Source organism: Marinomonas phaeophyticola (assembly GCF_026966905.1).
GTDB classification, from domain to species: Bacteria; Pseudomonadota; Gammaproteobacteria; order Pseudomonadales; family Marinomonadaceae; genus Marinomonas; species Marinomonas phaeophyticola.
In genome coordinates this window covers 67,499-79,984 of the sequence record NZ_JAPUBN010000011.1, presented here as the reverse complement: position 1 = coordinate 79,984, position 12,486 = coordinate 67,499, and the positions used below count along the sequence as shown (strand labels likewise).

Below are 12,486 nucleotides of genomic sequence, written 5' to 3'. Positions count from 1 at the left end.
ATATTACGTTTATCAGGATAGAAATTTGGCTTTAGAGCCGCTCCTAACCAAGGTATCATGTGATCTGATTAGGAGATTTTATGCACGCAATTCACCAACATCGGCATATCCATATTTTAATAGGTTCAATTCAAGAACGTTTAAACGCTTTTCATGAACTCACTAAAAACTTCCATACTCCTATCGTCACCTGTTCTAATCCTGATGACATTTTGTCAGGTAGCCAAGAAAACGGCAGGTTCACCTTTTATCCTTTTAAAAAGTTACCTTTATTATTAGGAAAAACAAGCGATGCTATTTTATTTGATATTGAACAAGGCATCTGTGCCAATGGGTTAGCGATCGCCTCTGGCTGCATTCGAGGGGGTGGACTCTTTGCAATCGGTTTATCTGATATATCTACATGGATGTCGACTCCAGATCAAGAGCTTAAAAAATACTTACCCTGGCCCCTTACTCCTGAATCTGAGGTATCCTATTTCAAGCATTATTTATTGCAACAATTGAAAATCGACACGAACCATACAATGAAGATCACTTATTTACATAATAAGACCCTCTTCTCTCCACTACCTTCTATTTTCGAAGTAAATGATCACTTTCAATTAACAGATCAACAACAACAAAGCTTAACCTCAACACAAAAGCATTTAACACAACATGAACCCGCTGTTGTTATCATGACCGCTCATCGAGGCCGAGGAAAATCCACTGTCCAAGGTATTTTAGCGGCCGAGTTAGAAACAGAAGGATGGCGTATTGCCATTACAGCACCAAGAAAAGAAGCCGTTAAGACATTAAAAATTCACTACGAAAAGTATAAGACTCACCAAAAAGCGCTGCCTTTTTATGCTATTGACGAGCTTATTTTCTCACCCTTAACGATCGATTGTTTAATCGTCGATGAAGCCGCTGCTTTTCCAGTATCCACTCTAGCGACCTTACTCACTCTATACCCTAGAATTGTGTTTTCTTCTACCGATCACGGATATGAGATTGGAGGCAGAGGGTTTGGAATCCGTTTTTTAAAACAGGTAAAACATTCACAGGTTAAGTTATTAGAATGCACGCTCGATAAACCCGTCCGCTGGAAAGAAAATGACCCGCTGGAACGTTGGGTTGATAACACCTTGTGCCTTTATCAAAGCCCACTTATTACTCGAAAACCTCTAGCTGAAGAGCCTATTAGCACACATCTATTTATAAAAGGTAAAGAGTGGCTCAACAATATTACTTTATTAAAAACCGCCTTCGGATTACTTGTAAGCGCTCACTATCAAACTTCACCTAGTGATTTAAGATGGTTACTGGATGACCCTAGTGTTATCACCTGCATTCGGTTTGAAGCATCACAGATTATCTCCATTGCGGTAATGACCCAAGAGGGCCCAATAGATGAATCATTAAGACAAGCCATTCTTGAAGGAACCCGTAGGCCAAGAGGACACCTATTACCACAATCCCTATTAGCTCACGAGGGATGGCTCTCTGCCGCAGAGTTTAAATATTGGCGAGTCAGTCGCATCGCCACCTTATCAACGCATCAAGGGGAAGGGTACGCTTCACAGCTTTTAACTGAAATAGAGCGGTTAGCAACAAATCAAGACATTGACATTTTATGCACAAGTTTTTCAGCGCAACCTGAGTTGATACAGTTTTGGCAAAAGAATGGTTTTCATATTGTTCGACTTGGTAACGCTAAGGATCAGTCTAGTGGGAATTATTCCATAATGATGGCCAAAGGGTTATCTTTGAAGGCTAAGACAACCATTAAAAAGTGGCACTTTGACTTCCAAGAAAACTTCTATATTACCGCGTTACTGGGCACTCAGGACCTTACTGCAGAATTAATTATTTCAATTTTTTATTCTCCATACGAAACCATGTCAGAATCTACTTATCCCTATTTAGAGCGTGACGGTAGAGACATCAGATTGTTCATTGAGAAACATCGCCCTCTTTCCAGCATCCGGCCTCAATTAACACGCTTTATCATTCAGTTAATAAAAACAAAATGTCTTAATGTAACAAACCCAGACCATATCTACTTATGCGATCTTGCACTTGGAAAAATTTCTGAACACAGTCATCCTTACCAATCAAAAAAACAATTTATTGAAAAAGTAAAAAAGACACTCTCTGCTTTTTTAAAATAGGCGGTTTTCCACCCATATGTGTAAAATAGTAGATGTAATACCGCCAAATTTAGTGAAGCAGTCGTTTTTATCATCACGGAAATATTTATTTTTTAAATAAAAACAACATGTTACAAGAAAACAGAAGATCTGGCATCATTTATGCTTTAACCAGTATGAAAATGTTTTTCGAATTGCTAAGAAAACCTATTTTATTAATAGAAAGCAAAACAATAATAATGATCGAACTTGGAGCTATATAACAATGAAAAAAATCAGCCTTACTCTTACTACCGCCGCTTTAACTCTTGCCGCTGGTACTGTGTCAGCTAATTGCGATCCAGGCGAAGTAGTTGCTAAATTTAGCCATGTAACAGGTGGAACAACTCACCCTAAAGTGGTTGCTGCAAATAGCTTAGCTGAACGTGTTAATAAAGAAATGAACGGCAAACTATGTATTGAGGTTTTCCCTAACTCAACGCTATTTGGTGACTCTAAAGAGTTAGAGGCATTATTGCTAGGTGATGTTCAGTTATTGGCACCGTCTCTTTCTAAGTTCGGTTCTTATTCAGAAAAATATGGTGTCTTTGACCTACCATTTATCTTCAAAGATATGGACGCCGCGATTCGTTTTACTCAATCACAAGCAGGTAAAGGTCTTTTAAATGAAATGAAAGACTCTGTTGGTTTTGTTGGGCTAGGTTATTGGATGTCTGGAATGAAATACTTTTCAGCGAAGAAACCTTTGATTGTTCCAAGCGATGCAGAAGGCATGAAATTTCGAGTTCAAACGTCTGACGTAGCGAAAAAAATGATCAGTGCTATGGGTGCATCACCACAGGCCATGTCTTTCTCTGAAGTCTATGGTGCCCTACAAACAGGTGTTGTAGACGGTCAAGAAAACACTTGGTCTAATATTTACACTAAGAAATTCTATGAAGTCCAAGACAGCGTAACAGAAACAAATCACCAGTTACTTGCTTATTTGTTTATGACATCTTCTGAGTTTTTAGAAGGGTTAGATGATGATGTTCGCGCTCAATTTGTACAAATTGCCGATGAAGTCACACAAGCCGCCAACCTATCCGTTAAAGCGGCAGAAGCAGCTAACAGAGAAAATATCTTAAAAGCTGGCGGTAAAATTAACGTACTGACACCAGCACAACGTGAAGAATGGGTGAGTACTATGAAACCGGTTTGGTCCGAGTTTGAAAGAGATATCGGTAAACAACTCATCGAGTCAGCCGCAAAAGCGTAATCAATGAGTGTTAATACTCATTAATGGATAGGGTTGGTTTTATAACCAACCCTATCATTCTCACCTTATTATTTACCAAACACTCTTAAGCAACGCTATTGCGTTCTACTTATACAGTGAACGACTGACATCATATTGATTCATCATAAATGTTGTTTATCGTGCAGGAGACATTCTCATGGCGTACTGGCCTCACATTTATTTGCTTATCTTAATTGCCATTATTTGGGGGTTAGAAAAAGCCTATCCGAAAAAAATGGAACGTTTTGAAGAAAATCTGATGATTATTATTCTTGCGTCTATTATGGCTGTTTCTTTTGGACAGGTTATCGCTCGTTATGGGTTTAATACTGGCTGGTCAGCAGCTCTAGAATTTAACACCCTAGCCTTCTCATGGTTGATCCTTTTAGGAATGAGCTATGGTATTAAAACGGGGATTCACTTAGGTGTGGATATCGTATTAAATGCCGTTCCACCTCATATAACGAAAGCCTTGTCTTTATTTGGGGCCGCTTGTGCCTGCCTTTATGGATTAATTCTTCTCGATTCAACCTGGTTAGCCTTGCTTGGAGCCGAAGTGCGTGGCGGAGCCATTGAGTACTGGGCAAAAATGTTCAAAATCGGAATAGGTACAGAAGAACTCCGTTACCCTATTTTTATTCAAGATATGTTCGACATCCGACCACGAGTTCAGCGTTGGTTAGTGTTAATCATCTTACCCGTTAGTTTGGCGCTCTTATCTTATCGCTCCATTCAAGCCTTCTTAGAGATTTTGTCAGGCAAACGCACCATGCTTATTAGTGGGCATGAAGCGCAAGACCTAGTCGAAGAAAATAAAAACGTCCTTAAAGACTAAGCCTGTTAGGAGAGCATTGTGGAATCCATTCTTTTATTCGTTTTAGTACTCGCTCTATTATTTATAGGTTTACCTGTTGGTATATCTTTGGGGCTATCCTCTATTCTATTCATCACGTTTTTCTCTGATGATTCACTTTCATCCGTCGCCATTTCGTTATTTGGAGTAGGTACTCACTACACCCTTTTAGCTATCCCATTTTTTATTGTCGCCTCATCTTATATGTCTACAGGTGGTGTTGCGAAGCGTTTGATTAATTTTGCAATCGCCAGTGTTGGTCATTTTAGAGGTGGTCTTGCGATGGCATCGGTTCTGGCTTGCATGATGTTTGCGGCCTTATCTGGCTCATCTCCAGCAACCGTAGTCGCTATCGGAACTATCGCCATTGCCGGAATGCAACAAGTGGGTTATTCAAAAGAGTTTGCAGCAGGTATCATTGCCAATGCAGGTACTTTAGGCATACTCATTCCACCTTCTATTGTTATGGTCGTTTATGCGGCCGCAACGGATGTATCTGTGGGCCGTATGTTCTTAGCGGGGGTTATTCCTGGTTTAATGGCCGGTGGGATGCTCATGCTGGCTATTTATGTTGTTGCTCGTATCAAAGGCTTACCTTCTGAAGAATGGAAAGGCTTTGGCGCGATTATACGTGGCGGTAAAGAGGCTGGCTGGGGGTTATTTTTAATTGTCATCATTATGGGTGGTATTTACGGTGGTGTATTTACACCAACAGAAGCCGCGGTTGTCGCTGCAATTTACTCCATGTTTATCGCTCTCTTTGTTTACCGTGATATGGGGCCATTAAAAGAAACCCCATGGGTGCTTGAATCTGACTCTAAAGTCGCTAAGGTAGGTTTTAGCGGTTTGGTATACGGAGTTTCATTTTTCTTAGTGTGGGAAATTTTGTCCTTCTTTGCTCTTGCCGATAGTGAAAGTATTACTGGTGGCGACAGAGCAATCTGGGGATTGATTATGTCGATTGGCATAGCCATCTTCTATGTGTTTATGAGAGGAAAGAGTCTCAACACATCTATTCCTGCATGCTTATTAGCGGGTCTACCAATATGGGGACGTAACCTAAGCATTATGGGACGTAGCTTCTTCCCGGCCTTATTTGGTGATGAGTCTCGTAAAGTGATGTTTGAAGGTACGAAAACGACCATCATGTTGATGTTCATTATCGCCAATGCCTTCTTGTTCGCACATACGTTGTCTTCAGAACGTATTCCACAGATGATTACAGAATGGATGTTAGGCGCTGGTTTTAACTGGTTTACCTTCTTAATTGCGGTCAATATTTTATTATTGATCGGTGGGCAGTTTATGGAGCCTTCAGGTTTACTCGTCATTGTCGCGCCAGTGGTTTTCCCTATTGCCATGGAATTAGGCGTGGATCCTATTCACCTAGGTATCATGATGGTGGTAAACATGGAGATTGGTATGATTACACCGCCAATCGGCTTGAACCTCTTCGTCACATCAGGGATTACAGGCATGAGTTTATCAAGAGTTGTGAAAGCGGCTATGCCTTTTGTAGCCGTTTTAATGGTGTTCTTAATATTGATAACCTATATTCCAGCACTATCAACAACGCTTCCTTACGCAATAATGGGTCCTGAAATAGTGAATTAACTTATTACAGCGACATAAAAGCCCTAAAATCATAGTGACATAGTTACTATATTTTGGGGCTTTTTTATGTTCTGAAATAATATTGTACTTCGTCAAGCTTCTGTTTTAACTGTTGCTTTATTTCAAGCTCAACAAGGGATTCTGCCAGTTGTTTATCATGGAAGGCGATATAATCCGATAAAGAATGCGTTTTAAGCGTTACAGGCGTCATGAAATGCAGCAAATCGAAAATAATAAAAAATGCATACCAATCAATTATCGCAAGCACCTTGGCTTGCTCTATAGACTCAGGCAGCGCATAACTCGGCGTTCTCATTATATAGGGCTTAATTGTATTATCAGACCCAATCCAACTCGCTGCGGCAAAGTCAATTAATCGTGCTTCCGTTTCATTTACTAGAATCACATTCGCGGCTTTTAAGTCGCCATGAACAATACCTCGTTCATGCAGCTCTTTTACACTTTCAAATAAGGATTGAAGAAATTGAGCTCGTTTATTAGCCGTAAATAAAGACCTTTGCTTTGAGCCTTGCAGCACCTTCGACAAGCTTTCACCGTGAATATATTCCAATAACAGTAAAAATTGACCTTCATAAATTAGACTATGTATAAAAAATGAATGAGGGTGAATACGTTTCAGCCAAACAGCCTCTTTCCTTAGAAAATAGTCATCCTTTTGGTCAAGGCCCCATTTCAACTTGTGAACAGCCGTATTATTAAGAGAGAGTTTTGCGCTTTTTTTCCCCAACAATACGGCTTTTTCATAATCTTCTTGAGACGATAACCATGTATCTAAATCAAACATCCATCACAATCGCTCTGGCACAACTATCCCAGCAAAGAAGTTTGGTGAGAACGGATTATATTCAAGCTCAGACTTTATTAATAATTCAACCGTGCTCTTATCATAGGTAAAGCTTAATAGAGCATCTTTAGTGCCAAATTGACGAGAACTTCTCATTAAATCAGCAACTCTAAACCAATTCCAATAACCTGAGACACTTTGGCGATAACGAGTGTTTTTTCTATTCACTAGCTCCAGAGTGATTTGCTCATCTTGAGCCGTAGGCGTAGGCCATTCCAAACGCTTCCATAAGGTTGGACCATTGGTATAACTGAACAAAGAACTTTCACCATTTAAAGAAAAACGGATTAAATCTGGTGTCATGGATTTGGCTCGAATAAAGAATTGTGTAGCAAGCTCATCATGACTGAATAAAGTTGTTTGTATTTTTTGCCATTTTTGATCAAAAGTACGGTAATGATTATTTAACACAAAGTACTGACGGGGTAAGAACCCCTTTATAATCAGATCATTATCATTTTTAGAAAGGTATTTATTATAGCGTTTTGAAAAATCAACATAGATACTTTCTTTTCCAAAGAAGGCTTTAAAATCAAGCAAGCTAATATCATTCTTAGAGGTTTTATTGATAGGATAACGGCCCGCTATCTTTGAGTTATAAAACTGCTTAACATTCTGCCAATCACGATTCATCAATGTACGAATATCCGCTAAAGCGAGACTATTAATGATACCCGCTTGACCTTTTAGCAAGTCAGGTAAAATGGATATTCTATACCTGGAAGATAAGTCAGAAAGCTGCATTAAAACATTGCTTGTATCTGCATTTTCTAATTGATCTAGAAAGTACTGCCCTCGACTCTGCTCTTCATTGGCTTGATCAACCCAAGCTAATGTTTTTTGTAGTTGCACAAGCGCTACATTTAATCGACTTTGTCCAGTTTCATCCACTGAGATTAGTCTATGATAAGAGGTAAAAGGAGAGGATATTGAAGCAGCAACACGATTGGCCGTATCACTTTGATCAGATACCAACCCTTTAGATTCTCGATTTTCTTCCTTTTGTACCACTTCTTCTTTTTGTACGGCTTCTTCTTTCGCTATTTCTGTCACATCGAAATGTAAGCGAGTATTAACGTCAATAACTTTATAAAAGTAAATTAAAGGTGAGAAAGAGCTATCAGCCGCCATACTCATTTGTAGTTTACTGTCTCCCCACTCTTTCGTTTTAACCCATTCCACTTTTGAGGCAAACTGTTTCCAATATTGGATATAGTCAGCAATAAATCTATCTCGTAATTGTTTGTTTATCTTATTTATTTCCGCTTCACCATTAATTCTTCCCATAACGCCTTCATAAGATTTAATGGCCTCACTTGCTAGCTCAAAACCAGTACTCGTATACAGATCGTGGAAACCAGCTTGGGTAAATAGATATGGGATGAGGTATCCAGAGAAATTGTCCTTAAACTTAAATACCTGTTGATAAGACGGTCCTAATTGCTCTCTAAAATCAACACGTTTAGCGAAATGAGGATTCTGTAAAATATGTTGATACAAAAGCTCACTCATATCTTCAGATGTTAATGTGGATTTCGCTAAACCAATTAACTCCCTATCCGCAGGCTTTGGAACGGCGTCGGTTAATAACACATCGTATGCGAGTTCTTCAAAACGACTGAGTAACTGCTCATCCCCTTCACCTTCTTCTTTTAAAGCACTAATATAATAAGACACTAAGGTATCAATATTTTCTCGTTGAGGGTCATATAATATTTGTTCTACGTTAAGCAACTCTAATGTTTTAACTTTATCATCTAACTTATTGTAAACAAAAAGATCCTTCATTAAATAATCACGCATTAATGCGAGTAATATACGCTCTAAAGCTGAATAGTATTCTCCTTTTACCTCATCCTGAATACTCGAATCAGGTAAAAACGTGGAGACATACCAAGGAGAAGGTTGTTGATATAAGAAGTGTATTTGCCTTAGCTCAAACAAACTAAATACAGGAGAAGCTAAATCATCTTGAATTACGTCATTTGCCTGTAAATTAGTTTTGTATTCATCTAACTTAGCGATCGCTTGCTGATCAAGAGACTGCTGATAGTCAAAATTCGATTTAAGTAAGACTAAGAAACCAAAAAAGATCGCGGTTAACCCACCATATACGAGTGTCTTAGTCATCCTAAATAAGGTTTCTTTCCTTACATGGACCCCAACTAAGTCGGATTCACGGATGATACAACGTCTGATTAAATTCTTACCAAATAGACTCAAGCTACTTTTAGACGCCGTATTTTCTTTTACTTTTTCATACCCTAAGTCCGAAGCATGAACCATAGTCAGAATATCGGTCTGCTTTTTTTCAACACCAGAATTAACAAAAAAATACCCTCTAAAGCGAATAGGCTTGTCATCGTAATGATGCTCTTCAAAGGTTTGTATTAAGAAATTTTCAACATCTGTTTTTAATGCATTCAGTTGGAAAACCCCAGCAACAAGAGATTCCCTATACTCTGCATTTAACTGCTTTTTTAAAAATACGGTAATGCTATTAGATAGATTCGTTTGGATTTCATTAAAGGAATCACTGAACCAAGATTTATCAAAACCGTTTTTATTCTCAACCGGCATTAAAGCACCAAATGGCTTCTCTCGGATATTCTCATCTAAAGTAGAAAATACTTCACAAAAATCCGTTACGGATGAAAGCTCACTAAAAACAGTATAGACAGGAAGTTGAAGACCACTACTATTATCTAATACCTTTATGATTGCTCGATAACGTTTAGCAATATCAAATAACGATTTATCATCTGCTAAAACTAACTGTGACAAGGATAGCGTTGAAATTATGCCATTAGCCATTTGACGTGGTCGTTTCTTTGTCATTAAAGCTAATAATTGGTCTAATTGTAGCGCTAATACTGGCGCTTGATTTGTTAAATATACGCTTACAACAACAGACGTTTCACTTATCCAAAAGCGAAAAATCGAGCCTTCAATCTCAATATCATCTTCGTTATCTACTAATTCATAACCCATTTGTTGCAATATAATAGACTGACTTTCATGGCCTTGATCTGAGATAAAGAAATACCATGGCGTTCTATATGGAGAGGTAGTACGTTTAGCCTGAGTCTTCCAAAGCTGATCAAATCGAGAAATAAAGTGTAGTTTCGAATATGCCTCTTTTTGGGCCGCCTCTTTGTCTTGCTTAGGTTTTCTTTTTTTCCAGAGATACAGGATAGAAACACACGCCAATATGCTAACGAGAATAACACCAGATACTTGAATGACGAGCCATAAAGAAGACTTTAAAGACCATAAATCAAAAAACCAAAAAAAACCGGAAGCCGAAGCAACGATCAATAAGGTTATTAAGATAGCAGCAATGAATGCTCTATTTTTTTCATTTTTAAGTGCCTACATTAAAAGTCTATAAAGATCTCATTATTAACACCTGTGCATTATTATACAGAGGCTATTCAACCAGCTAGTCATTTTCATTTATATTGTTAGGACGTCCATAGAGGCTTATCGCCGCCTCCATTTCTTCAACGGTACTCGTATAAGTGTATTCTGTTGCCTGTGAGTTTTTTGCGCTGTAATAGGTATCTGTAAATTTCTCTAAAGCATAAAAATCTCGAGCTCTTTGCGGTAATGTGGTGTCATACCAATAAGAAACCGCACCCAACACAATCACAATTAATAATCCAAAAATACTAAATTGTTGCCAATACTTAACGGGGCGTTTTGGTCTAGTCAATTTCAAATGACTAATATCAGGGGACATATTAATTCCATAACCATTTTTGGGCTCTGTCATTAAATGCTTAGAAAAAATAGTCGTTTCTAAACGTTGAACTAGCATGTCGATTTGATGAGAATTCGTTCCTCTAAACTGTCCCTGAAAGCCCATTTTTAACAAAACATAAATTAATTCAATAAGGTCTGCCAACAATACCGGTTGAGAAAGCGCTCTTTCTGTGACGGCATAAAACTGTTCACCACCGTTTTTAATACCAAACAATTCACTCACTAGCGTTTGATTTTCCCAGCCGGACTCCTCCCCCCATTCACTATGAAGAATTTGTTCATCTAACATGATACAAAACAAAAAGCAGGTTTTATCGGGCACGGAAGCAGGATAATCTAATAAAGACACTTTATACTTTAAGTCGGTTATCGCTCTTTTAAGCCCATTACGAAACAAAAATAAATCATTTGGACAGGACATACGCCCAATAGAAACCGTTAACGATAGTACTTCTGAACAAGCACTCATTATTGGATTTTCGAAAAAATTGTATTTCTGTAAATCTGCGGTGTACTTAGCATGATTCTTAAGTGTATTGGCCGTCTCAAGAAACGCCCCTATATCATCTAAAGATTTTTTAGTAACCTTCGCAGATTGCTCTATCGCAACAGTGTCTTCATCAAGAAATTCATTCATTTGGCTACCCTAAAGCATAAAGCATGATGTTTACATCAGATATCCGACTATCCACATGCAGAGCAATGGGCTCTCGCTTATTTTTAATTTCTTGCCAATATTCATGCGCAATATCAATCTCAAAATAGCAAACATCTGCTCTCGGTTTAAGCTCTGAAGGGGCTATAGGCAATACATTTAAAGGGATCCCTGAAATACCATTACGAACCAAGTCAGCAATTTGACTTAAACCGCTTAATGTACAAGCACTTGAAAAAACTTGAGAAAGCATAGCCGTGCCGACTGAAGACTCAATTGCGAGTACAAAACGTTTGTTATCCATCAAATGCAAGTTGGGAATTGATGTTCTTAATAAACGTCGACGTTCAAAAAGCGTTGTGTCCCAATTTACTTCAGTCACATTATCATTCTGCACCATCGATAATTGATCTCTTAAATCTGAAAATACGTTGGAAAAAACGCTTTTCAAATCTTCTCTTACTAATGTTTCTGGAGCATCCGCTACACACGGGACAAAACTTTTCAACTCAGCGGAGAAACGAATTAAGCCATCATACACTTCTTCGAGAATCGTCTCTGGTCTTTCAATGATAAGATGTAGCCAAGGTAACCAGCGATTCAATGCTTGTAGCCAAAGATACTCCTTCATCAAGCTTTGCTCACTTTTACGATCTTGTCCAACACCAATGCGCTGGACAACACTTGTTGCGCGAGCTTGAGTTAATGCGTGCAACTCTTTCATCCTTTCTTTCAGGACAATGGATGCACCATATTGCAAGCATGCTGGAATAAAGTTCTTTTCAAGTAATACTTCTCCACTCTCGCGCTTTTCTAATATTTTAGCAACAGGAATAAGAGTCATTCCTGTCACTTCCTCTCCTTCTAAAACTAAACGAACATTGGGCTCGGATAGAATCGTTTCAACAGAGCTTTGACTAGCATCACTGGAATCAAACAAGTTAATTGGGACTTTAATATAGCGTTTGTTTTCCGCCTCATTTCCGTACTCATTTGCGCCTTCTATGGAGATCGGCAAAGCTAAATAGACGACCTTCTCCAACGTCGCATTTGGAATATCTAAAATCAATTCTTGAGTATTCTCAAAATACGTTCCATCAGCAAAAACGCCTCGACATTGAGTCACAGCAACCTTACCTATTTTTAAGCGATGCTCATCAATTTCTAATGTGGAAACACCATAACGGTGAGCTCCTGTCGATTGAGCGATATACTGCTCCATATAATGATGAAAATAGCGCTCTTGCTGCTGAAAGTGTTGAGGAGCAACGAACATCCCCTCGTTCCAAACGACTTTACGATGACGTCTCACGCTACGCT

At 38.6% G+C, this 12,486-nt stretch carries 8 protein-coding genes; 4 read left to right on the top strand and 4 right to left on the bottom strand.

Features of this window, described 5'->3' with window-relative positions; translation table 11 throughout:
• The first annotated feature begins 80 nt into the window (after positions 1–80).
• The 4 genes from O1D97_RS04250 to O1D97_RS04235 all read left to right on the top strand — a co-directional run bounded on the left by O1D97_RS04250 (position 81) and on the right by O1D97_RS04235 (position 5,881).
• Entirely contained in the window at positions 81–2,156 is a 2,076-nt protein-coding gene (locus O1D97_RS04250) for a GNAT family N-acetyltransferase (RefSeq protein WP_269123111.1), read from the top strand.
• Between the two features lie 244 nt (positions 2,157–2,400).
• Positions 2,401–3,393 (top strand): TRAP transporter substrate-binding protein, encoded by a 993-nt coding sequence (locus tag O1D97_RS04245; protein ID WP_269123109.1) that lies wholly within the window; start codon positions 2,401–2,403, stop codon positions 3,391–3,393.
• Between the two features lie 178 nt (positions 3,394–3,571).
• A complete protein-coding gene (locus O1D97_RS04240) occupies positions 3,572–4,249 on the top strand; it encodes a TRAP transporter small permease (protein WP_269123107.1) in 678 nt (225 codons plus the stop codon).
• Positions 4,250–4,267: 18 nt separating this feature from the next.
• Positions 4,268–5,881 carry a TRAP transporter large permease gene (locus O1D97_RS04235; RefSeq protein ID WP_269123105.1) on the top strand — a complete coding sequence of 538 codons (1,614 nt, stop codon included), beginning with the start codon at positions 4,268–4,270 and terminating at the stop codon, positions 5,879–5,881.
• 64 nt (positions 5,882–5,945) lie between these two features.
• On the opposite strand, the gene O1D97_RS04230 is transcribed toward O1D97_RS04235, so the two are convergent.
• The 4 genes from O1D97_RS04230 to tssK form a co-directional block, all read right to left on the bottom strand.
• A complete protein-coding gene (locus O1D97_RS04230; RefSeq protein ID WP_269123103.1) occupies positions 5,946–6,686 on the bottom strand; it encodes a protein kinase domain-containing protein in 741 nt (246 codons plus the stop codon).
• A gap of 3 nt (positions 6,687–6,689) precedes the next feature.
• On the bottom strand, positions 6,690–10,064 hold the full coding sequence (gene tssM / locus O1D97_RS04225) for a type VI secretion system membrane subunit TssM (protein WP_269123101.1): 3,375 nt from the start codon (positions 10,062–10,064) through the stop codon (positions 6,690–6,692).
• Between the two features lie 124 nt (positions 10,065–10,188).
• The gene (icmH, locus tag O1D97_RS04220) at positions 10,189–11,148 is read right to left on the bottom strand and encodes a type IVB secretion system protein IcmH/DotU (protein WP_269123099.1); all 960 of its coding nucleotides are present in this window, start codon (positions 11,146–11,148) and stop codon (positions 10,189–10,191) included.
• A 4-nt stretch (positions 11,149–11,152) separates the two neighbouring features.
• Positions 11,153–12,478, bottom strand: coding sequence for a type VI secretion system baseplate subunit TssK (tssK, locus tag O1D97_RS04215; protein ID WP_269123097.1), 1,326 nt, complete (start codon positions 12,476–12,478; stop codon positions 11,153–11,155).
• Between the last annotated feature and the right edge of the window lie 8 nt (positions 12,479–12,486).

Coding starts and splice junctions, on each gene's coding strand:
- O1D97_RS04250 (WP_269123111.1), top strand. CDS start 81: ATGCACGCAATTCACCAACATCGGCATATCCATATTTTAATAGGTTCA.
- O1D97_RS04245 (WP_269123109.1), top strand. CDS start 2,401: ATGAAAAAAATCAGCCTTACTCTTACTACCGCCGCTTTAACTCTTGCC.
- O1D97_RS04240 (WP_269123107.1), top strand. CDS start 3,572: ATGGCGTACTGGCCTCACATTTATTTGCTTATCTTAATTGCCATTATT.
- O1D97_RS04230 (WP_269123103.1), bottom strand. CDS start 6,686: ATGTTTGATTTAGATACATGGTTATCGTCTCAAGAAGATTATGAAAAA.
- icmH (WP_269123099.1), bottom strand. CDS start 11,148: ATGAATGAATTTCTTGATGAAGACACTGTTGCGATAGAGCAATCTGCG.